Genomic DNA, 24247 nt, shown 5'->3' with positions numbered 1-24247 from the left:
AACTTATCAAATCCAATTAATTTTAAAACTCATAGAAAAACAAAGCATGTTGTAAAATATCGTACAATATTTGAATGATACTGTCTATTGTTCTATTGTTTTTTCTATTGTTCGATTACGCCCTGCTTGTGAGCCGAATAATGTGATTAATAGTGCAGTGATTAATAAAATACTTAATGAACCGATCCATTGACCTGTAACATCGTGTAATATACCAAATAATAAAGGACCTATAGCTGCAAAAAGATAACCCACAGATTGAGCCATACCAGATAACTTTGCTGACGTTTGACTATGTTCTGTTCTTAAACTAAAGAATGTATTAACAAGTCCAAACGCTAAGCCACTTGCAACACCAATTAAAATCGTAGCAATTAAAGCAAGTTGTGGTGAAAATAACATTATTGAAACACCCACCACAAAACATAAACCAGTGATAAAAGTTAATAAAAACTGTGATTTCATTTTGGTAGCAAATATAGGTGTAATAAATGTTAATGGGATGATGGAGATTTGCATAATTGATAAATACATCCCGGCTTCACTGATTGACATACCACTTTGAGATAAATATGCTGGCAGCCAATTGATTAGAGAATAAAAAATAAGTGACTGTCCGCCCATCAATATCGTTATTTGCCATGATAATGGCGACTTCCAAACATTGACACTCTCTTTTGGTAATGAGGCCGTTGTTTCTTCCTTATGCTTTAATTGAAACGCCCATATTATAATGGTAATCAATGTAATGACACCAATCGCACTAATAGCAATATTATAATTAAATGCTTTGACGACTGGCGCCGTTCCATATGATGATAATCCTCCAAACACGTTCATAACAACAGTATAATAGCCTGTCATCACACCTATATGTAATGGGAATTTCGCTTTGATCACTGCTGGCGCAAGTACATTACCAAAACCTATACCGACACCGATAAGAATGGTACCTATATATAACCACGAAACACCTGTGATAGAACGTACGATTACACCAATCAGTATTAGCCATAAAGCCACAAAAATTGTACGCTCTAATCCAAAGCGATAACTGGTTTTTGCTGCAAATAGCGAAATAATTGCGAATGCAATCAACGGGACGACTGTAATTACACTAACTGCACTGTTAGACATCGCCAAATCATTTTTTATATCAGGCAACGCAACTCCGATTGAAGTAATTGGCGCCCTTAGATTTGCACCCACTAATAAGACACCGATAAATAAAAGCCAATTAAACGGCTTTACTTTTCTATAATTTTCCATTTTGCTCACCTTACATCATAAATTTTCTAAACAACATTACATATGGTACAATATGTACGTTATAATGTAAATAGGAGCGATTCACGTGTATCATATTCAAAATATTATTGCAAAAAATTTAGCAACTTATCGTAGTAAACATCAGCTTAGTTTAGATAAAATGGCTAACCTAACTGGCGTTAGTAAAAACATGCTAAGTCAAATTGAAAAAGGCGCATCTAATCCAACAATTACAACATTATGGAAGATTGCCAATGGACTTCATTTACCTCTGTCACAACTGACATCAACAAGACAAGAACATATAAACTTCGTAGATGAATCTGACATTATTCCTATTGTTGAAGATAAAGTTAAGATCTTTCCGTATTTTCCTTACGATGATAGAAAGCATTTTGAAATGTTTAAAATGGAAATTCAACCAGGTGGTAAAATGATTTCTGATCCTCATCATATACAATCTGAAGAGTTTATCATTGTTAATTCAGGCACTTTAAATATTGAAGTCGAACAAACGTCTTATACAATTAGCAGTAACCAAGCTTTTCGTTTTAATAGTGATGTAGCTCATGGTTACTATAACCCAAATAATGAAGTTGTTATACTTACCGCCACAATACATTATCAAGTACAATAGCAATCGTAGTAAATTTGCACTCAACATTATTTAATAATCTCACTGCGACAAACAAAAGATAAATAAAAGCCATCATCAAAATGGTCATTAACCTTCTTAAAAATAACGCCAAATGAATACGGTGTGATGTTGTTGCCAAGGTATGACACATTCAACGCTGAACTATCACATACAATCCCAAACGGGGTAGAAATCAAATTTTATCAAATGATTTCTACCCCGCTTGTTTTTAGAAACATTTTATATATCGCGCTTTATTTAATATATAAAGATTTATTATTTTTTATATTATCTTGACGAAAAAAGTTATGTCATATATATTTGACACATCAGAAAGAAGTGATGATTTAAATTGAATAAAGTTAAATACTTTCGCAGTCAACAACAAATATCTCAACTTGCGCTTGCACGTTCCGTAGGCGTTTCACGACAAACGATTAATATGATTGAAAATGATAAATACAATCCATCATTAAATTTATGTATCAATATTGCACAATCATTAAATGTTACATTAAACGATTTATTTTGGGAGGATCATAACGATGAAGAAAAGAGATAAATGGTTATATCAAAACTTCGCCGGTTTAATTGATACACCTGATGAATATCAACGACATGAAATTGATAAAACATTAGCAAAAATTTCAATTATTGCTTTATATACGTTACTTGCCCTTGTTTATTTATCTATTTTCCTTGATATAGAGCGAGAATTTTTATCACCATTTACCGTTGGTGGTGCCCTGTTAATTATTATTCTATTCTGTAGAATGAGCATGAATCGTCTCGGTGCAGATGCTATTGAAATTGAAGTACATCAGCGACATACATATTATAAACTACTAAAAGAAACACGAAATAAAAGGATTATTTTCTTGGTTACAGCCCTAATTTATATGTTAGGGACTGCAACAATCACCGCACCACTACTTGCAGGAAATCCAATGAATTTTAGTTATTTATTAAATATAAGTACCTATATACCCTTTATATTCATTGTCATCTTTACAGTTAACAAAGATTCGCGCATAAAATTAATAGAATAGGAGGCCAATCATCTTGAATAATGAAAAAACACTTCGCTTAATTCCAAACTATAGATTTACTGATGAATATGAACGGCAAGTATTATTAAATCTCTATGCCAAACTATATGTCTGGATATTTTGGGGAACATTGATGATTTCCGCACTAGATTGTTTTATCTCTATGTATTTTCAACAAATACCATTTGTTAGTATCATTGCATTGATTGGATTGATGGTGGCTTCAATCATACTCACATGCGCACTTCACAATAAAAAAGTAGACCTATTTGATGTCGATTCTAAAGATGAATACCAAAAATATATCAAAAAAGCACGTAACGGCAGTATCCTATTTGCATTTATTATGTTTATAATTTTCAACATCAATAATTACCTTATTCCCTTTGTGACACACCAAGAACTTCCTAAAATCACAGCTTTAAGTTCTCAAATCCCAACGACTGCAACCATTGCCATGATTACAGGATTAATCATATATATGATAGCCAAATCCAAAATCATTCGTACTTATAAAAAATGAAGGCCTAATTTTATGTTGAAAGCAGCGTGAAAAACGCTGCTTTCAATTTTTAGTTATTTTAATAGATAAAGTACGACGTGCCATTTAAAATAAAAAATGCAAATCCATTCGAAAGTACAGCCCTCAAGTTATCGCAGTAAATAGCAATGCAACTTGAGGTGCTATCTTCAAAAATGAAAATACATTTATTTTAATTATATACTGTTATACCTTAATAAACATCTTTTTATGTTTGAACAGATTAAGATACATGTGCGTGAATATTTCTATTCCAATTGCAGTTTAAGTTATTGTGGATATGTGTAACTTAAATCCCAACCGATATCATATTTATCAATCAACTTGGCATATTTCGCTCCCCAAAACATAGTATCTAGCTCCATTTGAACATTGCCTTCATCTTTCAATTGTTCATAAGCTTCTTCGACTGCCGCTTCACTATCAAATTCTAAAACAATATATACATTTCTATCTTGTAGCATTGTATCATCATCTTTAGGTATATCTGACAGCATGAATAAGTTACCATCAACTTCTAATTGGGCATGAATGATACGATTAGGATCATCTGCAACACTTTCATTCGCTTCACCGTATGTCATTGTATCTTTAATCTCTCCGTTCAACACCTTACTATAAAATGCCAAAGCGTCTTTACATTGACCGTTAAAAAACAAATACGGTACTGTCGATTTCAACATAGTATCCCCTCTTTTTAAATATCGTTTTCTATTATCAAACATACCCTTTTAACATAAATTTAGACAATTCAAGTTTGATATCTAGATTTGAAACACACATAGGTAATTACAATTTTTCATCTTTATAAAAACTTTTCAATATAAAATGCTGATTCTTCAATCGATTTGAATTCCGTATTAATAACTGTGGCATTTAATTTAGCAAATATTTCTTCGGCATACATTAGTTCTTCTTTAATTCTATCGACACTATTATAATCTGTAGGTCCATGTAAACCTAATACTTTCACGCGTTCAGTACGAATATTCAAGATATAGGTAGGACTCGCAGTCAAACCAAATACCTTTAAATTTTTATTTCTAAAAACCTCATCTGGAATATCCACTTCTGGAACTAAAGGGATATTAGCGATTTTATAACCTTTGTTTGCTAAATACATACTTAAAGGCGTCTTTGACGTTCGTGAAACACCTAAAATCAAAGCATCAGCTTCTCCTATATCCGTAAAATGTTTACCGTCATCATATTTCACAGAATATTCCATTGCCTCAATTCTTTTAAAATAGTTGTCATCTAACTTGCGCAAAGCACCACTTTCTAAGATGGGTGAACAATTCGTATGTTCTTGAATAATGCTAATTAAATCAGACATATAATCAACATATGGAATTTGTTGCGCTTGAGCATATGCCTGACCTTTTATATTAAATTCTGGATTAACTAAAGTCGTTATAACGACTGCACCACGCGCCTTAGCCAAAGAAAGCACATTGAGTAATTCATCTTGATTTTTGATAAAAGGAAATTTTTTAATTTCTATACGCGTGACATCTGGAAATTGTGTTAAGGTCGCATGAATCATTCGCTGTGCTGTCTCACCTATAGAATCAGATACAACGAATAGCGTTAACTGTGGTCTATCATTATCATTTAACACGTAATCTACCGCCTTCGACTTCACTTTGAGCCGTTGATAATAAGGCTCCTGGCACTCTAAATGGAGAACATGATACATAATCCAAATCTAGTTGATTAAAGTATTGAATTGATTTGTGGTCACCGCCTAATTCTCCACATACGCCAATTTTTATCGTTGGATTTGTGGCTTTTGCTTGCTCTGTCGCTTGCTTAATTAATTGTCCAACGCCATCTATATCAAGTGTTTGGAATGGGTCTATTGTTAATATGCCTTGCTCTGAATAAGCGCTAATAAATTTACCAGCATCATCACGTGAGAAACCAAACGTTAATTGTGTTAAATCATTTGTGCCAAAACTAAAGAAATCACATTCTCGTGCTAAATCTCCAGCGATTAGACATGCTCTTGGTGTTTCAATCATCGTTCCAATCATATAGTGAACACTTACTCCCATTTCAGCTTGTAAGGCTTCAATGCATTCAACAACTTGTGTCTTTAATGTTGTGAATTCTGAAACAGTTGATACGAGCGGAATCATAATCTCAGGTTGACAATCAATGCCCTGCTTTTTAAGTTTCAATGCACTTTCCATAATAGCTTCTGCTTGCATAATATAAAGTTCAGGGTAAGTAATCGCCAAGCGACACCCACGATGCCCTAGCATTGGATTAACTTCATTTAAACTTTCCATATAATGGTCTAACTCTGCAACAGACACGTTGAGTTGGCTTGCCACACTATTTTTTTCCTCTGTTGAGTTAGGTAAAAATTCATGTAAAGGTGGATCTAATAAACGGATAATCGTCGGACGTTCTCCAGATAACTTTAATATCGTTTCAAAATCTTCTTTTTGATATTGTTTAATTTTATTTAAAGCATTCACTCTTTTATCTTGTGTATCAGATAAAATGAAACGTCTCATTTCAATCAAACGTTCAGGGCCAAAAAACATATGCTCAGTACGAACTAAACCAATACCTTTCGCACCAAATTGGTAGCCAGCTTGAATATCTTGTGATGTTTCTGCATTCATGCGAACATCTAATCTTGCAATTTCTTCTGACCATTGCATAAATTGTTCAAAAGCCTTACTTCTCTCAGCTTTAATCGTTTCAACTTCTCCTAAATAAATATCACCTTTAGCGCCATCAACTGAGATAATGTCCCCTTCGTTTAATGTTCCGTTAGGATATGTTACTTCTTTATCCTTAACATTAATTTCAACGTCTGAACATCCTGTCACACAACATTTACCCATTCCTCTAGCTACAACTGCAGCATGGGAAGTCATACCACCATGTGTGGTAACTATCGCTTCACTTGCAACCATACCTTCAATATCTTCAGGTGAGGTTTCAGGTCTCATCAATATTACTTTATATCCCTGTTCAGCTTTGAATTTTGCAGTTTCAGCAGAAAACACGATTTCACCACTCGCTGCACCCGGACTAGCAGGAAGTCCCATTTTCGAAACAGCTGTAGCTCTCTCAAGTGCTTTATCATCAAAATTAGGATGTAATAATTGCTCAATTGATTTTACTTCTACATTCATAACTGCTTCATTTTTAGAAATAATACCTTCTTCGACTAAATCTACTGCAATATGAATGGCTGCATTAGCAGTTCGTTTACCACTGCGCGTTTGTAAGACATATAGTTGCTCATTTTCAATAGTAAATTCAATATCTTGCATATCTTTATAGTGTTTTTCTAATTGTTGAGAAACTTCTAAAAACTGTTGATGAACAAGAGGCATTTGTGCTTTTAATGTGCTGATATCTTTTGGCGTTCTAATACCAGCGACAACATCTTCTCCTTGAGCATTCAACAAATATTCACCAAACAATTTTGCTTCACCAGTTACTGGATTACGCGTAAATGCAACACCTGTCCCACTTTGTGCACCACTATTACCAAAAACCATCTCCTGAATATTAACTGCAGTGCCAATATCGTGTGGTATTTCATTTAATTGACGATATACACGTGCGCGATCATTGTCCCATGATTTAAAAACTGCTTCAATTGCTTCTGTTAATTGTACAATTGGCTCCTGTGGGAATGGTTTATAAACTTCTTCCAAATAAACACTTTTAAAATGATCACATATTTCTTCTAAACCTTCAGCTGGAATATCTGCATCATTTTGGTAATTGTGTTGTGCTTTATATTGATTAAAATATGTATCGAATGAAGTCATCGGTATGCCGTATACGACTTCGCCAAACATTTGTAATAATCTACGGTAACAGTCATATGCAAAACGTGCATCATCTGTTTTTTCTGCTAATGTTTTAACATTAAAATCATTCAACCCCAAGTTTAAAATGGTATCCATCATGCCTGGCATGGAAATTTTTGCGCCACTTCTTACAGAAACTAATAATAAGGATTCTTTAGAAGAAAATGATTTTTGAGTGCGTTGTGAAAATGCTTCTAATTGTTCATGTAATTGTCCAACTAATTCATCTGAAAGGTGAGCGCCTTGCTTTAAATACTCAATACACGCCTTTGTAGTAAGCGTAAAACCGTCCGGCACAGGTAACCCTAACCGTTTCATTTCAGCTAAATTAGCTCCCTTACCTCCTAATAAATCTTTCATGGCTTTATTGCCTTCATCAAATGCATAAATATATTTTGTCATACTGATTCACCTCAAATTTTTAATATGTCATACTAATTATTATAGAGTATGTCATATTACTTTATAAAAAACAACCAAAATTTTAACGGTTGCTCTTTATCATTCACTTTCGTAACCTACTGAGCTAAAAAAAGCATATAAAAAGCCTTAAGCAACACGAGTTCATCGTATTGCTTAAGACTTTTTATTTTTTATCGTATGACATAATTAAAATATTAAAATGATTATCCGTTTAGACTGCTATTATTTTTAAAATTTGTATGTCGTTGCATGCTAGCAGCTCATCTATTACATGTATGATTGATCTTTGATTGCTGCAAAGTGTTTTTTTATGTGTCTAACCTTTTTATTATTCTTACTAAACTTTCTAATGAAGTGATTTTATTGCTTTCGTCGCTAACACCATATTGCAATCTGTAATTTAACAGCATCAGAGTATTTTTTTGGGTTTAATCCTGTTTCTTTTTCACATTTTTCTAACCTATACAATAAAGTATTTCTATGGATATACAATTTTTTAGCAGTTTGCGTTATATTTAAATCATTTTCAAAGAAACTTTTTAGTGTATCGATACTCTGTTGACCCACATCACTCAATATTCTTTTTTTAAATCGTTCTCTTATGTTCTTATCAATTTGATATAAAAGTGTTTTTTCTTCTATATCTTCAAATGAGGTTACAACCTTTTCATTTTCAGCCAACATAAACACTAACTCACACTCTTCATATGCATTTTTAAAATCTTTTAATCTTTTAAACATAAGACTTGAAGCCATTTGAACGTTAAGCTCTAAGTTTTGAAATATTTGATATATATGATTGATTTTATTATCTAAAGCTTGTACTGACTGAGCAGTAGCAAGAATAACAATACGGTTATAATTCGTAAATGCAATTGTAAATGAACGGGCGTCTATCCTACTCGTTAATGAACGTACAATGCTATTTCTAGAAAAAATCTGCTTTTCAATATCGATAATAATACATTTTCTATAGGTTAATAAATCGATATTGAGTTGTTTCATTAAATATTGAATAAAGGATTTTGATGATTCACTTTTTAACAACTCCTCTATAAATAATTCTTGACTCCGTATTTGCCCTTCCAATTCATATGTAAAATAATTCTGATAAAGTAACAATTCTGTAGACATTTTAACTAAATCTGCTACATGTGTAATTTGACTAGGATTACCTGTAATACCGATAACACCTACTATATTATCTTGAAAAATAATAGGTAAGTTAATACCTGCCTGCGTACCTTTAAGATGTAAACTGTCTTTCTGGTTAATTACCACGGTTTTTTCTTGTTTCAACACTTCTATAGCACCTTCGTGTAGCGTACCGATACGTCTTTTATCGAAAGACGCAATAATTACTCCATTAAAATTCATAATATTAATGTTAGTTTTGGTTCTTTTAGCTGTTTCATTAACGATTAACGTTGCCATTTCTTCAGTCAATATATCCATTTATCTCACCACTTGTTATTTATATACAAATTTAAAATATTATTTTTGTATAGTTTAACCCTTTTTCTAAAATAGTAAAATCGTTAAACTTAGAACAATACATTTTAGAAAGCGCTTTCTTAAAAAGGAGAAATTCACAATGGAAATCATATTAGCACCTGATTCATTTAAAGGAAGTATGAAGGCAAGCGAAGTAACCAAGTATATGAAAGATTCTATATTAGAAGTTTTCCCTGAATCTACCATTCATGATTTACCCATCGGTGATGGTGGCGAAGGAACAATGGAAGCATTAATAAATGCAACAAATGGTTCGTTTACTACAGTCAGTGTAACCGGACCACTTGGTGACAAAGTAACAGCTCAATACGGTATTTTAGATAATCATACTTGTGTCATTGAAATGGCAGAAGCTTCAGGATTAAAGCATTTAGATCAAGACGAATTAAACCCTTTATATACGACAACGTATGGTACAGGCGAACTAATTTTACATGCTTTAAATCACGGATATCAAAATTTCATCCTGGCGATTGGTGGTTCAGCTACAAATGACGCTGGCGCAGGTATGTTGCAAGCTTTAGGAGCAGATTTAAAGAATAACCAAAATCATTCAATACATTTTGGAGGTGGAGAACTACAAAATTTAGCTCAAATTGACTTATCGAATTTTGATCCTCGAATCGCTTATTGTAATTTTATTATAGCGACTGATGTTCAAAATCCATTAGTAGGACCTAATGGCGCATCATTTATTTTTGGGAAACAAAAAGGTGCATCTGCACAAAATATGCATCAACTCGATGATAACCTCACTCATTGGGCTAATCTAGTTGAACACACTACAGGCATAAGGCTACACGATTTACCTGGTGCTGGCGCAGCAGGTGGTTTAGGAGGTGCTTTCAAAGCATTTTTCCCAAGTTACTTTAAAGAAGGTATCCAGGTAGTTATGGAATATATACAATTTGAGAAATACTTAAAGCAAGCAGACTTAATCCTTACTGGAGAAGGAAAAATCGATCAGCAATCTTTTTATGGTAAAGCACCAATTGGCATTGCAAAATGTGCTAAAAAGTATAATGTACCAGTTATTTTTATAGGAGGATCAGTAGAAGTAGATGAAAAAGACTTAAAAGACAGTGGTATACTCAGCGCATTTAGTTTAAGTAATGGACCTATGTCATTAGAAGAAACATTTTCAAAGTCGGAAAAATTGATAAAACAAACAACCAAGAATATTGTAAAAACATTTTTCCATAACCAATAACATATTAAGGGGATGTTAGTTATGAGAATTAAAGATACAATAGAAAAAATTCCTGGAGGATTGATGGTAGTCCCGTTGCTTTTAGGCGCTACAATAAACACCGTTGACCAATTACATTTAACTCCTATAATGAACCTACTTAAGTCACTGGGCGCACCTAAAACTGAACAAGGATATTACGAAATGCTTCAAATTGGGGGTTTTTCACAAGAATTATTCAAATATAGTGCTCTTGTCTTAATTGCACTTTTTATATTTTGTGTAGGAAGTCAAATGAATTTAAAAATTGGCGGTAAGGCCTTAAAAAAAGGTATGCTATTAACAACAACGAAATATTTTTCTGGGTTAGCAGTAGGACTCCTATTAGGCTCATTATTTGATCCTTGGAGTGGACTATTCGGTTTGTCTACAATAGCTGTCATCGCAGCAATGACAAATAGTAATAGTGGCATGTATGCTGCTTTAACAAGTACTTATGGGAATCGTTCAGATGTTGGTGGCCTGTCCATACTTGCTATTAATGACGGACCATTGTTAACTTTGATTTCATTGGGATTTATTGGTACAAGCTTTCCAATCATTTCATTTATTTCTGTGCTTTTACCTTTAAGTATAGGCATGATATTAGGCAATCTTGACCCTAAAATATCAGAGTTTTTACGTCCAGGTGAAACCATACTCATCCCCTTTTTCGCCTTTTCTTTAGGTGCTGGTATGAATTTAGCTGAATTCTTTAATTTTTCCGTATTATCAGGAGGCTTAACGTTAGCAGTATTAACCTTTATTTGTACCGCATTTACTGGTATCATTGCCTTTAAAATATTTAAAGAAAAGAGTGTAATTGCACCAATTTCTGAATCATCTACAGCAGGTAACGCAGTATCTACACCTGCTGCAGTAGTTGCTGCTGCTTCTACGGCGCTCGCAAATGGTAATCTGAGTCAAAGTGAGTATGCTATGATTGAGAAAGTAGCACCTATCGCCACAGCACAAATTTCAATTTCGGCTATTACTACAGCAATATTATGTCCAATAGCAGTCATATTGATTGATAGGTATCAAAAAAGTAAGGAATATATGGAACAAAGGAATATGTTACTCAATCGACCCAAACACATTCTAATGCGAAAATAAAATCACATTTTTATGAAAGCGCTTCATATAAGGAGGAAGATCGACCTTGAATACAGAAATATTATATGGAAAGTCAAACCTTAATATAGAATTACCTGAAAACTGCGTCTTAATAGAGCCAACACCTATACCTGCACTCGAAAATGATAAACAAGCCATACGTGATGCATTAAAGAATCCTATAAATTCGGATCCGCTGGAAGATTTAGTAAAATCCAATCAGACTGTTTCAATCGTTATTAGTGATATCACGCGCCCTACACCCAATCATATACTTGTACCTCTTATTATAGAATGCCTTGCACATGTACCTTTAGAAAATATTGTTATCATTAATGGTACTGGTACACATCGAGATCAAACTAAAGATGAATTGATACAAATGTTAGGTGAAGATATCGTAAACAATATTAGAATTGTACATAATCATTGTAATGATAAGCAAACTTTAAAAAAAGTTGGCCATAGTAAATACGGCTGTGATGTTTATTTAAACAAGGATTATGTAGATTCTGATTTCAAAATTGTAACTGGCTTTATAGAACCACATTTCTTTGCTGGATTTTCAGGAGGACCAAAAGGAATCATGCCTGGTATTGCAGGTATAGAAACGATTATGACATTTCACAATGCCAAAATGATCGGTGATATTCGTTCTACTTGGGGGAATATGACAGACAATCCAGTACAAGATATGACTCGAGAAATTAATGCCATGTGCAAACCTGACTTTATGCTCAATGTAACATTGAACAAAGAAAAAGAAATTACAGAAGTCTTTGCTGGAGAACTGTATAAAGCACATGATTTGGGATGTGCTTATGCAAAAAAACACGCTATGTTCAAATGTGACCATCGCTTTGACGTCGTTATCGCATCTAATTCTGGTTATCCACTTGACCAAAATTTATATCAAACAGTTAAAGGAATGAGTGCTGCTCATAAAGTGGTTAAAGAAGGCGGCAGTATTATCATGTTATCTGAATGCAGCGATGGTTTTCCAAATCATGGTAATTATGCAGAAATACTGAAAATGGCAGACACCCCAGAAGCACTTGTCAAAATGATTAATGATCCAAACTTCGCCATGCTAGATCAGTGGCAAGTTCAAAAACAAGCTGTGATTCAAACTTTTGCCAATGTGTATTTATATTCCAAATTAACTGATCAACAAGCAAAAGATGCTATGTTACATCCTGTTTCAAATATTGAAGCAACATTAAAAACTTTAGAACGACAATATGGGAAAGACATGACTATTGGCGTTATGCCACTCGGCCCACTTACCATACCGTATGTAGAATCATAATTTTCAATACGTCCAAAAATATTTAAGGAGGAAATTTAAATGATGACTAAATTACAGAATAAAGAATTTAAACTTGAAATGCTTTTAAAAGAAATGGAGACAGTAGTTATTGCTTTTTCAGGCGGTGTCGATAGTAGCTTAGTTCTGAAAAAAGCAATTGATGTATTAGGTACCAATAATGTAAAAGCAGTGATAGTTAAATCAGAATTATTTAGAAACGAAGAATTTAATCGGGCTATAGAACTTGGAAATACGTTAAATGCAGATATCGTAGAGACGGAAATAGCAGAATTAAAAGACCCACACATCATAAAAAACACACCCGACAGTTGGTATTACAGCAAATGTTTATTATACGCAAAACTAGAAGCGTTAAGAAAAACATTTGGATTCAATTATGTGTTAGACGGCATGATTATGGACGATATTTCAGATTTCCGACCAGGTCTTAAAGCGAGATCTGAATACGGGGTGAGAAGCGTTTTACAAGAAGTTGAACTTTATAAAGATGAAGTACGAGAACTAAGCAAATCAAATGGCTTACCGGTTTGGGATAAGCCTGCACTTTGTAGCTTAGCTTCTCGTATCCCTTATGGTGAACCACTTAGTTTCAACAAAGTTAATAAAGTTAATGAAGCTGAAAAATTCATTTTAGATTTAGATATTAATAACGTGAGAGTACGTTATCACGACAACATAGCACGTATCGAAGTTGATGAAACAGATATTGTTACGATAATTCAACATAAAGACCAAATTTCACTACGACTTAAAGAGCTTGGCTTTGACTATGTCACAATTGATTTAGAAGGCTATCGTACTGGTAGTATGAATGAGGTCATACAATCTTAATTTTAACGCTATAGTATAAAGGTGGTTTAACTATGACAGATAAATATGATTCCATCGAATCATTATTGCAAGCAGTAAAATCAGATCAATTATCAATATCTGAGGCTAAATCAGAATTAAGTCAATATGATGAATTAGGTTTTGCAAAAATCGACCTACATCGTAGAAAGCGACAAGGATTCCCAGAAGTAATATTTGGCGAAGGTAAAACTGAGCAACAACTAGTGAAAATCATTCACTCATTAATATTACACGAAGAAACAATTTTAATTACTCGTGTTAATAATGAAAAAGCCCATTTTATTTGTGAAACATATCCTCAATTGGTACATCATGCAACAGCACAAATCGTTTGTACATCTTTAGAGCATATTACCAAGACACAACGTCAAGCTGCTATTATTTGTGCAGGTACGTCTGACCTTCCTGTAGCGGAAGAAGCTGCTATAACAGCAGAAGTAATGGGAATCTCAGTAAAAAGATTTTACGATGTTGGAGTTTCTGGTATCCACCGTCTTTTCGCTCATATTGATGATATTCGCAATTGCAATGTATCTGTAGTAATAGCTGGCATGGAAGGCGCGTTAGCAAGTGTAGTTGCTGGCTTGGTTGACCATCCTGTCTATGCCGTACCAACAAGTATTGGTTATGGTGCAAATCTAGATGGTATCACTACATTATTATCAATGATCAATTCATGTGCACCTGGTTCTAGTGTACTTAATATTGATAATGGCTTTGGCGGTGGTTATAACGCTGCTATGATTGTCAATATGTTGGAACAACATTAAGGGATGGAGTGAATGATATGACGAATACAATATATTTAGATTGCCATGCAGGTATTGCAGGTGACATGTTGCTATCTTCTCTAGTAGACTTAGGTGCAAATATAGCTTACATTGAATCTCATTTACAAAAGTTGCCACTTAATGATTTTAAATTGCACTTTTCTAATCAAACCAAGCAAGGTATTCAAGCCAAACAACTAGATATTGATTTTAGTGAAACAACACACCATAGAACAGCTTCTGATATTACAAAAATGATACAGGATAGTGATTTACCCGCAAGAGTTAAAGTACGAAGCCAAAAAGTCTTTGATACGATTGCTCACGCAGAAGCTAAAATTCATGGGATGTCCGTTGAAGAAGTACATTTTCATGAAGTAGGCGCTATGGATTCCATTATCGATATTATCGGCGGTTGCCTTGCTTTAGAAAATTTGAAAATTGATGAGTTACACGCTTCCCCAATTCCAACAGGTGGAGGTAAAATAAATATCGCTCATGGATTATATCCTGTGCCTGCACCAGCAACGGCAGAAATTTTAAAAGGTATACCGCTTGCTTCTTTTGATATTAATAGCGAATTAACGACGCCAACCGGAGCAGCTTTTATTAAAGCATTAGCATCTAAAATTGGTCCTTTACCTTCTGTCACAATAGAAGAAATTGGTTATGGAAGTGGCACCAAAGACTTTGATTTTCCAAACATTTTAAGAGCAATTCAATTTAAAACTAAAGACAATACACCAACACAAGTCCAAGTAATAGAAAGTCAGATAGATGACATGTCTGCTGAGATGTTAAGTTACTTTCTTGAACAAGTTTTAGAAGATGGTGCATTAGATGCATACTTCACACCTATCACCATGAAAAAAAGCAGACCAGCCACTCAAATCACAGTCATTTGTAAATTAGAAAATGCACAATTTTTCGAAGACTATGTTTTAAAAAATACATCTACATTAGGAATTAGAAGTTACACGGTTAATCGTAAAGTACTCCATAGACAATTCGAAACAATTCATACAAATTATGGAGCGATTTTAGTAAAAACAGCCATGTTAAATGGAAAAATAATTAAGGCAAAACCAGAATTTGAAGATGTGAGAAACGCTGCAATTCAAGCAAATAAACCATTCTTACATGTATACAATCATATTAATCAAGAGATTCAAAAACATATACAATTTGACTGAATTTCTTAAACCTTATGCCACATAAGTCCTAATAGAATAAGCCTATAACTGAAATTCTATAAATTTCAGTTATAGGCTTACTTCATCTTAGTAGTTAATATGTTTAATTACTTTTAGCGTTTTCTGGCTTTTGAGCATCCGGATTGGTGTATTTTGATGGATTGTAATCGGCGCCTTTCGTATAGTCAGCAGAAGCATCCCATAATAAAAATTCATGAATATTATGATCTTTTAACGCTTGTACTTGTGCAGTTACTTCCGCTTTGTCATAGGATTTATACTGCCCTTCTCCTAAATAAGAGGCTGTAAAATCTTGAAGCCATGGACGAGATTTAACCTTTTTAGGGTCGATACCTTGCAGTGCTTCTTTTTCTTTATCAAGATAACGATCCACTGTTTTATATGGTTCTGTATCTGGCGCTTCTAATCCAAAATCTCCTGGGCTCCAATGAGAAGGATAAATCATCGATGAAATGACATCTACATTTTTGGCGATTTTAGGGAAGCTTTGCCCAATACCTGGTGTTTCTTTAACCGTAGCTGCGTAACCAAAAACATCCGCAGATGTTTGAACATCATATGATTTTAAATCTTTACGTGCAGTTTTCAAAAAATTAGTAATCGTATCTACACGTTGCTCAACATGGTTTAAATCACTATTTTTATACTTTCCATTTGAATATTGTAGTGATTTATCTTTGTTTTCAAATCCTTCAGGAAATCGAACATAGTCAAATTGAACTTCTTTAAATCCTGCTTTAGCCGCTTCTTTTGCAACTGCAATATTATATTTCCATACTTTATCATTAAAAGGATTTAAAAAACTATCCCCGCCTTCACTTTCCCAAACATTACCATCAGACGTTTTAAATGACCAATCAGGTTTTTCTTCAGACAATCTAGAATCTTTAAATGTAACAATACGTGCAATTGGATAAATATTGTTTTTTTCCATTGCTTTTATGACTTTTTTTACGTCAACACGATTCACTGTATTGCTGCTAATCAATTTATTGTCACTTTTAAAGTCCATCGTTATATTTCCTTCATCATCTTTAACGTCAATTACCATGGCATTTAATTCAGTTTCATTTATAAATTGTATAAGTTCTTCAAAATTTTCCCCTTTTGCTGAATCCGGTGTTACATAGATACCTTTCACACCATCTTTTGGATAATCAACATCACTATATGTATGCTTTTTTGATTTGTTTGAACTTTCTTTACCTTCATTTGTTTCTTTCTCATTGTTAGAACCACTGTTACAAGCTGACATCATTAATACGGTCACAAATAATATCACTATAAATTTCCATACCTTCATTGAATTATCTCCCTCTCCCTCAATCAATTCAAAGACAAAAACATTTAAATCACAAATAAGTATCACACTACACATATTATATCATTTTAATATTTTAAACAACGTAAATTCCGAACTTTTATTTATAAAAAAAGACAGAAATAGTTATCAATTACAGGATTGACGACTTATTTCTGTCTTTTAAGCTATTATTTTTAATATTATCAATTCAGCTGTGCTCAACTTTTACTTAATTGAAGGCCCAATACTTAAATTGGCACTCGCTAATGCTTGCTCTAACACATCTAATACATGAATACTATGCTCTAATTGTCTTGTTGCAAATATAATGTTTTGTTCCCGAATTACTTTTTCAATTTTCACAAATTCTTCGTACATTCGATGCTTGTGTGCGTTCACCTGATAATACTGTGTACCACCAGTGTGATATTTTAATTCGAATGCATTCAACTCATTTGTAGGACCTTTAAGATTGATTGTTGCTTTATCTCCTTGAATATAAGATTGATTATCAGAACTAGAATCTTTAGCCCCAATACAAACTACTTTCATCTCTTCATATTCTAATTGTAAGATACCAGAAGTATCGATATTTTTTTCAATATTTGCAAAGTATGTCACTTTATTAGGTTTACCAAATAAGCCTACTGCTAAATGAACATTGTAAACATTAATATCCATTAATGCACCGCCACCCTTACTCGGATCAAATGCGGGTTGAATAATGTCATTTTTAAAATCATCAAATCTTGAGGAATACTGTGAATAGTTGAACTGAGCAATTTTGCAATTTCCAATTTCTGGTATACTTTGCTTAAGTACATCATAATTACTTAAATACAAATTGGTAATCGCTTCAATAATAATCACCTTTTGTTGCTCTGCTAAATCTTTAAGTATGATAAGCTCCTCTGTGGTTAATGTAAAAGGTTTTTCACAAATCACATGCTTATTTTTTGCTATAGCTTTACGTGCGTAATCAAAATGAAGATGATTGGGAACAGCCAAATAAACAGTGTCTATCTTTTCATCTTCTATAAACGCTTGAAAATCTTCAAAGACTTGCTTAATATCAAATTGCTTTTGCAATTGAGCTACATTCTCAGGATTACGTCCAGTAGTCACTATGCTTTGTATATGAATTTCTGGTATCTCTGACATCACTGGCAATGCTTCTTTTACAATTTTTCCGGCTCCAACTATACCTATATTCATAAATTTCCCCTTTTTTATCATAAAAATTTATTGTCTATAATGAAATATCTACAATTTTTGAATCATAAAATTAAATCATCTATAACGATATTAATGGCTGTGGCATTTACCTGTCCAACCTTATAAAACATAATACGTCACAGTTTATTTGTTCATTTCATCATCTTTTCTATCATTACATTTGAATATTTCACGACAATTTTATATGTTTAGCTAACAACTCTTTAATCCTTTTTTGTGCTATTTCCCAAGAAATAACTGCTCGTATATAAGTCATGTACTGTTACATTGCTTTCAGCTAATGTTTCCTTTTAGTATTAACTTAAAATTAAATCAACAAGTTCTTCTGCTGACGTTTTACCGAAATAGTAAGGAATATCCATTTTACTTAAAGCATCAAACAAATCTGCTTTAACAACTCGAACACCGATAAGTTGCTTTTCAACTTCTCTAATATCACCTTGACCAAAAAAATCACCATAAATACGACATGCCTTGATGCGACCATGTTCAACATCTAGTGTAATATCAATGGTACCTGCCGCTAATTTCGCATCTCTATTATATTCATAGCGCGGGGAACGTCCATAGTTCCATTCCCAATTCTTATATTTATTTGTCACCATTTCATCTATCGCACGCCAGTCCGCTTCACTTAATTCATAACGTTTAACGTCATTGATATCGTCTAAGCCCAATAATTGTTTAATCATTAAGTCTTTAAACTCATGTATTGTAATATTTTGATATTCATTTGCTAAATGTTCGCGAATAGCTCCAACTCTCGATCTAACAGATTTAATTCCTTTAGATTCAATTTTTTTACGATTCGGCTTTAAAACTTTAATCATTGCTTCGTAATCAACATCTAATAAAAGTGAGTAACCTCCATAGATACGTCCATTGATTAAAGTCATAGCAGCGCCAGAAATTTTCTTTCCATTAATCTCTAAATCATTACGTCCACTTTGAATGACTTCGGTAGCACCTAAATTATGTAACGCCTTAATTGCTGGCTCATAAAACTTTTGAAAATCACCATATATCGAATGATCATTCTGTAAAAGACAGCACATATTCACAGCACCACGATCCACATAAACTGCGCCACCTCCTGTTTCACGACGCATCACTTGTATACCATGTTCATCTACATAATCTTGGTTAATCTCTACTGCTGTGTTTTGAAAACGACCTATTTCCACTTTTGGATCACAATAATAAGGTAATAAAATATCATCATCTAAAAATATATTTTGACTAACATAGACTTGCATTGCAGTATTAACTGCACCATCTGTTATATATTCACCGTTACGAATCGGTTCAATTAAATACATAGTTTTCTCCTACTTTGTTAATTTATTATTTGCTTCTAAAATTAATGTCGAAATATCGTCCGTTAAATGTATCGTTCTTTCGCGTATGTTTTGAGGAATTCTATATGCTTTTTTATTTAATGTCATAAATAATGCATCAGGATTTTGCCTTGTCATACGTTGAAAAGGATGCTTCACAAATTGCGGTGTAGTATAGCCAATACCAATTTCTAAATATAAGACTTTGCCTGTCTTATGATTTTCAAGAAACTGATTGTAACGAGATAATTGTGCCTCAAAATCTGCATCTTCTACCATACCGACTTGTGCTTTTCGCTTATTAATTTCCATAGGTGCATCACACTTAGGGCAGTGTGGCACGAGTTCACGCGGTACTTCCATATTTGATTGCGCTTGAATCATTTGACGGATTGCCTCATCGTCTCGGTAGGTTTGTGGATGACAATGTTGACTACACTGCCATAGGATATATTCACCTTGAATATGAAACACTTTGTTCAAATCATATCCTGCTACTGCAAACGCATTATCTGCATTAGTAGTAATAATATGATGCGCTTTGTTTTTTAGTATTTCTTTTAGCGCAACATAAGATGCACCTACTGGTTGATCTAAATAATTCAATGCAACAAATCTACTTTGAAATGCCCAGTATTCTTGCCAACTTTCAAATGTATGCAGACTTGCTTGTAACATATCAAAAAATCCGTATTTTTCTATGAAATCCGGAAAATTTTGAGTAAATCTTTTTCCTATATACGTAAACCCATCTGATGCAGACATACCTGCCCCTATGCCAACAACTATTGCATCCGCTTCATCTATAGCTTGTGCTAATACGTCAGATTGGCAACTTTGATTTGCTGACATGACACGCCATGTTGGTTCAGTCATAACGTTTTAGCTCCTCCTTGTATAATTGTGCATCGGTATCAGTGAACACATTAAATACTATCTTTATATCATCCAAATGATACTCTTTTTTATAATTTAATACAGTGTTAATGGCTATCTTTGCAGCTTCTGCTTGTGGGAAGCCAAACACACCTGTAGAAATACAGCAAAACGCTATACTTTTTAGTGAATGTTGTTTTGCAATTTCTAAACAACTTCGATATGCGCGCGCCAACAAATCTTTATTCATCTCAGATACTGGCAATTTGCGAACTTGCGGCCCTACTGTATGAATTACATATTGGGCTGGCAAATTATATCCTGATGTTATTTTAGCTTTTCCTATACCTTCTTTTTTCCCTTGTACTTCCATGATTTCATGACATGCCAAACGTAGCTGTACCCCGGCTTTAGTATGAATGATGTTATCAATACAATTATGATTGGCTTCAAAACAACCTAGTAATTGACTGTTTGCTGCATTCACAATCCCATCTACTTTGAGTTGAGTGATATCTCCTTGCCATAAAAATACATCGTCACCAATCATTGGCGACAATGTATCAATATGCGTAACATGTTGACGATTCATCGCTTGTAAATATGCATCTTGCACGTCTAAATAAGTGTCAGCAATGGGTTGGGGTGCTCTTACATTTGTTAGCCCTCTATACATTTCCCAACGCGTTGCTTCATCTTCTGGCAAATTTAAAGTTGCTTCACCGTGTGCTTCACGCCATAAATATTCAATTAAATAAGCTAAGCGTTCTTGTTGTTGCATATATTATGCCTCTGGTAGAGCGTTAAATGCTGCTTCATCAACATTTTCTAATTTAACTAACCAGTTCTCTTCAGGTTTTTCTGAATTCAAAATTGTTGGTTCATCTTCTGCTTTTGTATTTCGTTCTACAATTGTACCAGCTAATGGAGATTGAACATCTAAGACTGTTTTAGAAGCTTCAATACTTACGATTTCATCATCTACTTTTACTTCATCGTCCCCTATAAATTCCACGTAACCAACGGTACCTATATCGTCTTGTAACTCTGGTGTCATACTATAAACATATTGTGCTCCTACTTTTTCTACCCATAAATAATTCGCTAATTTTTTCATCATGAATACTTCCCTTCATTAATATTTTATAAATATATTTCTGCAAGCAATTCAACAGCTCGACAACGTGCTTCAATACTCGGTATCAAAGGTACCACCATGACTTCATCTGCATTAAAATCTTGAATCATACGATCGATTTGTGGCTTCGCACTTTCTTTTGTGCCTACAATGATACGTGCACGACTTTGAGCGATTTGTCGCTCATCTTTCTCTGTACAATGATAAGATCGTGCTGTTTCAGGAGAGGGCATACGCTCAAACTCAGCAAATTGTTCCTTGCCTAATAACCATATATCTAAACTTTGGGCTAAAGTTTCCGCTTCTTCTGCTGAATCAGCCAATGCAATAAAGACAGTAATCATCACAGATGGCACCATATTTAATGACGATGGTTGAAATGCGTCTCTATACATTTTCACACTATCTTTTGCTTTATCTATTGCTTTCGCATTAGGTAATAGAAAAGTACCTAATGTGTACCCCATACCTTGAGCACCTGCCTTTTTAGCTGATGCTACACTGGTACTGAGCAACCACATACTTGGAATAAATGTCGTACTTGGTTGTGCTACAACGCGATGATGCCGTTGCTGCGTCTGTTGCTCTGTTAAATAATGTCTCACATCTTCAATAGACTGCCCGTAGTCTAAAAAATGTGATTTTGTTTCATTCATCGCTGCTTTCACTTGAGCAGTACCTGCATTATTGCCTATACCTAAATCGATACGTTCAGGATGAAGTGCTGCTAACATACGAAAGTTTTCGGCAACTTTATACGGGCTGTAATGAGGTAACATCACCCCACCAGACCCCAGAGCAATGTTCTGTGTTTTATTCAGTATTTGCATCATTAATAATTCAGGACTACTACATGCAAATGCTGGTACATTATGATGTTCTGTTATCCAAAATCGTTTATAGCCGAGTTTGTCAGCTAATTGTGCTAAATGAACAGTATCTTGTAAAGCTTCTTCGGCAGATTTGCCTTCATCAATCACAGCGTAATCTAACACATTAAATTGAACCACGTGAACTACCACCTCCACCAATCATACATCATACAATATGCTTTGTTAACGATTGCACTTAAAGCGAGTATATTTGAGTATCTTATAACTTTCAGTTAAGATAAATGCAACGCAGTACACAATACACTTTGCATCATTCAACATACGATACGTCCACTTTAAATTGTCTACACCTTATAGGATAACGGATATAGAAAATTTTTGTTAGATTTTGCTTAAAAATTTTTTTACTTTTCCTAGTTTTGACCCTTTTATATTTAAGTGTTACTTTAAAATTAATAATAACAACGAAGATAGAGGTTATAATTATGAATATGAATTACAATACTTTATTAAAGCCACTCACTTTGCCAAATGGTATTGTCTTAAACAACCGTTTTGTTTTATCTCCAATGACAACTAATTCTTCTACACAGGACGGACATATCACAGAGGCAGATATTAACTATGCACGACGTCGTGCACATTCAGCACCACTTCAAGTTACTGGCGCCGCTTATATTGAACCTTATGGACAATTATTTGAATATGGTTTTAGCATTACTGATGATAGTTGTATTCCTGGCTTAACTACTTTAGCCAAAGCCATGAAACAAGACGGAAACAAAGCAATACTACAACTTACGCATGCTGGCCGTTTTTCAAATCAAGCAATTTTAAACTTTGGTCAGGTGTACGGACCAAGTGCAATGACCTTAAATTCACCAATTAAGCATGAAGTTTTATCTATGACTACAGACAAAATCAAATCCGTAATACAACAATACGCAGATGCAACCTCACGCGCAATTAAAGCTGGATTTGACGGTGTTGAAATTTCAGCTGCACAACGCCTATTAATTCAAACATTTTTCTCAACTTTTTCAAATTTAAGGACTGATGCATACGGAAGTCAAAATTTAGAGAATAGATCACGCTTTGAATTAGAAATATTAAAAGCTGTTCAGAATGTTATTGATCAAGAAGCACCCCCACAATTTATTTTAGGTTACCGTGCCACGCCCGAAGAAACACGAGGTAGTGATGTAGGTTACACTGTTGATGAGTTTAACCGTCACTTAGACTGGGTGCTAGAAACTGCCAATATTCAATATTTAGCGATTGCAAGTTGGGGACGTCAAATCTATCAAAACAAAGTACGTTCTGAAGGAAAATATAACGGAGAATATGTCAATGCAGTCGTTTATCAATATCTTAACGGACGCATTCCGCTCATTGCTAGTGGTGGGATTAATTCTCCGGATAGCGCTTTAGACGCCTTACAAAATGCAGATATGGTGGGCATGTCATCACCATTTGTAACTGAACCAGACTTTGTTACCAAATTAAAAGAACAAAGACCAGAAGACATTGATTTGCATATAACCTTGGAAGATATAGATGAATTGGCAATTCCTTATGCTGCTTTTAAAGATATTGTAAAAATGATGGATTACGGTGAAGGATTAAAGAAAGAAACTCGAGATGAATTGCGTAAACTTGAAACAAATTATGATGCAGTAAATTATAAGGAAGTAGATCATGAAAATGAGACTTAAGACTTCCACGATATAAGAAC

23 protein-coding genes are annotated in these 24247 nt (G+C 33.9%); 11 read left to right on the top strand and 12 right to left on the bottom strand.

Features of this window, described 5'->3' with window-relative positions:
* Positions 1–84 precede the first annotated feature (84 nt).
* The gene (locus tag JG554_RS01285) at positions 85–1269 is read right to left on the bottom strand and encodes a CynX/NimT family MFS transporter (RefSeq protein WP_070037129.1); all 1185 of its coding nucleotides are present in this window, start codon (positions 1267–1269) and stop codon (positions 85–87) included.
* A gap of 85 nt (positions 1270–1354) precedes the next feature.
* On the opposite strand from JG554_RS01285, the gene JG554_RS01280 reads away from it, so the two are divergent.
* The 4 genes from JG554_RS01280 to JG554_RS01265 all read left to right on the top strand — a co-directional run bounded on the left by JG554_RS01280 (position 1355) and on the right by JG554_RS01265 (position 3478).
* On the top strand, positions 1355–1906 hold the full coding sequence (locus tag JG554_RS01280) for a helix-turn-helix domain-containing protein (protein ID WP_070037126.1): 552 nt from the start codon (positions 1355–1357) through the stop codon (positions 1904–1906).
* 352 nt (positions 1907–2258) lie between these two features.
* Positions 2259–2468, top strand: coding sequence for a helix-turn-helix transcriptional regulator (locus tag JG554_RS01275; RefSeq protein WP_046206612.1), 210 nt, complete (start codon positions 2259–2261; stop codon positions 2466–2468).
* Positions 2452–2955: a hypothetical protein gene (locus JG554_RS01270; protein WP_070037123.1), complete on the top strand. Its 504-nt coding sequence runs from the start codon at positions 2452–2454 to the stop codon at positions 2953–2955. Before JG554_RS01275 ends, JG554_RS01270 begins: the two co-directional genes overlap by 17 nt.
* 13 nt (positions 2956–2968) lie before the next feature.
* Positions 2969–3478: a DUF3278 domain-containing protein gene (locus JG554_RS01265; protein ID WP_064209156.1), complete on the top strand. Its 510-nt coding sequence runs from the start codon at positions 2969–2971 to the stop codon at positions 3476–3478.
* A gap of 287 nt (positions 3479–3765) precedes the next feature.
* Here JG554_RS01265 and JG554_RS01260 read toward each other — a convergent pair whose 3' ends face one another.
* The 4 genes from JG554_RS01260 to JG554_RS01245 all read right to left on the bottom strand — a co-directional run bounded on the left by JG554_RS01260 (position 3766) and on the right by JG554_RS01245 (position 9219).
* Entirely contained in the window at positions 3766–4179 is a 414-nt protein-coding gene (locus JG554_RS01260; protein WP_064209155.1) for a VOC family protein, read from the bottom strand.
* 122 nt (positions 4180–4301) lie between these two features.
* Positions 4302–5117, bottom strand: coding sequence for a pyruvate, water dikinase regulatory protein (locus JG554_RS01255; protein WP_064209154.1), 816 nt, complete (start codon positions 5115–5117; stop codon positions 4302–4304).
* Positions 5107–7743 carry a pyruvate, phosphate dikinase gene (gene ppdK, locus JG554_RS01250; protein WP_070037120.1) on the bottom strand — a complete coding sequence of 879 codons (2637 nt, stop codon included), beginning with the start codon at positions 7741–7743 and terminating at the stop codon, positions 5107–5109. The genes JG554_RS01255 and ppdK overlap by 11 nt, the downstream gene beginning before the upstream one ends.
* A 396-nt stretch (positions 7744–8139) precedes the next feature.
* Positions 8140–9219: a CdaR family transcriptional regulator gene (locus tag JG554_RS01245; protein WP_070037117.1), complete on the bottom strand. Its 1080-nt coding sequence runs from the start codon at positions 9217–9219 to the stop codon at positions 8140–8142.
* A 139-nt stretch (positions 9220–9358) separates the two neighbouring features.
* Between JG554_RS01245 and JG554_RS01240 the strand changes: the two genes are divergently transcribed.
* The 6 genes from JG554_RS01240 to larC are packed head-to-tail and all read left to right on the top strand — an operon-like array spanning position 9359 to position 15768.
* A complete protein-coding gene (locus tag JG554_RS01240; RefSeq protein WP_046206605.1) occupies positions 9359–10489 on the top strand; it encodes a glycerate kinase in 1131 nt (376 codons plus the stop codon).
* Between the two features lie 21 nt (positions 10490–10510).
* Positions 10511–11623 carry a 2-keto-3-deoxygluconate permease gene (locus JG554_RS01235; RefSeq protein ID WP_238394781.1) on the top strand — a complete coding sequence of 371 codons (1113 nt, stop codon included), beginning with the start codon at positions 10511–10513 and terminating at the stop codon, positions 11621–11623.
* Positions 11624–11669: 46 nt separating this feature from the next.
* On the top strand, positions 11670–12932 hold the full coding sequence (gene larA, locus JG554_RS01230; RefSeq protein WP_046206604.1) for a nickel-dependent lactate racemase: 1263 nt from the start codon (positions 11670–11672) through the stop codon (positions 12930–12932).
* 42 nt (positions 12933–12974) lie between these two features.
* Positions 12975–13784 (top strand): ATP-dependent sacrificial sulfur transferase LarE, encoded by an 810-nt coding sequence (gene larE / locus JG554_RS01225; RefSeq protein WP_070037719.1) that lies wholly within the window; start codon positions 12975–12977, stop codon positions 13782–13784.
* Between the two features lie 32 nt (positions 13785–13816).
* On the top strand, positions 13817–14575 hold the full coding sequence (larB, locus tag JG554_RS01220; protein ID WP_046206603.1) for a nickel pincer cofactor biosynthesis protein LarB: 759 nt from the start codon (positions 13817–13819) through the stop codon (positions 14573–14575).
* 17 nt (positions 14576–14592) lie between these two features.
* Positions 14593–15768, top strand: a complete 1176-nt coding sequence (larC, locus tag JG554_RS01215) for a nickel pincer cofactor biosynthesis protein LarC (protein ID WP_046206602.1) — start codon at positions 14593–14595, stop codon at positions 15766–15768.
* A 103-nt stretch (positions 15769–15871) separates the two neighbouring features.
* Here the strand turns inward: larC and JG554_RS01210 are convergent, their stop codons facing one another.
* From JG554_RS01210 to JG554_RS01180, 7 genes are all read right to left on the bottom strand, one after another.
* On the bottom strand, positions 15872–17092 hold the full coding sequence (locus tag JG554_RS01210) for a putative glycoside hydrolase (protein ID WP_046206601.1): 1221 nt from the start codon (positions 17090–17092) through the stop codon (positions 15872–15874).
* 225 nt (positions 17093–17317) lie between these two features.
* Entirely contained in the window at positions 17318–18307 is a 990-nt protein-coding gene (locus JG554_RS01205; RefSeq protein ID WP_070037112.1) for a Gfo/Idh/MocA family protein, read from the bottom strand.
* Between the two features lie 317 nt (positions 18308–18624).
* The gene (locus tag JG554_RS01200) at positions 18625–19647 is read right to left on the bottom strand and encodes a lipoate--protein ligase (protein ID WP_070037109.1); all 1023 of its coding nucleotides are present in this window, start codon (positions 19645–19647) and stop codon (positions 18625–18627) included.
* 9 nt (positions 19648–19656) lie between these two features.
* A complete protein-coding gene (locus tag JG554_RS01195) occupies positions 19657–20541 on the bottom strand; it encodes an SIR2 family NAD-dependent protein deacylase (protein ID WP_046206598.1) in 885 nt (294 codons plus the stop codon).
* On the bottom strand, positions 20534–21322 hold the full coding sequence (locus tag JG554_RS01190; RefSeq protein ID WP_070037101.1) for a protein-ADP-ribose hydrolase: 789 nt from the start codon (positions 21320–21322) through the stop codon (positions 20534–20536). Before JG554_RS01190 ends, JG554_RS01195 begins: the two co-directional genes overlap by 8 nt.
* A gap of 3 nt (positions 21323–21325) precedes the next feature.
* The gene (locus JG554_RS01185; RefSeq protein WP_046206596.1) at positions 21326–21658 is read right to left on the bottom strand and encodes a glycine cleavage system H family protein; all 333 of its coding nucleotides are present in this window, start codon (positions 21656–21658) and stop codon (positions 21326–21328) included.
* 26 nt (positions 21659–21684) lie between these two features.
* Positions 21685–22689 (bottom strand): LLM class flavin-dependent oxidoreductase, encoded by a 1005-nt coding sequence (locus tag JG554_RS01180; protein ID WP_070037096.1) that lies wholly within the window; start codon positions 22687–22689, stop codon positions 21685–21687.
* Positions 22690–22997: 308 nt separating this feature from the next.
* Between JG554_RS01180 and JG554_RS01175 the strand changes: the two genes are divergently transcribed.
* A complete protein-coding gene (locus tag JG554_RS01175) occupies positions 22998–24227 on the top strand; it encodes an NADH-dependent flavin oxidoreductase (RefSeq protein ID WP_046206594.1) in 1230 nt (409 codons plus the stop codon).
* Positions 24228–24247: the final 20 nt, after the last annotated feature.

This window comes from Staphylococcus sp. 11-B-312 (assembly GCF_016743055.1).
In the GTDB taxonomy this organism is placed as follows: domain Bacteria; phylum Bacillota; class Bacilli; order Staphylococcales; family Staphylococcaceae; genus Staphylococcus; species Staphylococcus ureilyticus.
The sequence above is the reverse complement of the archived record's forward strand: the minus strand, read 5'-3'. Positions and strand labels throughout refer to the sequence as shown.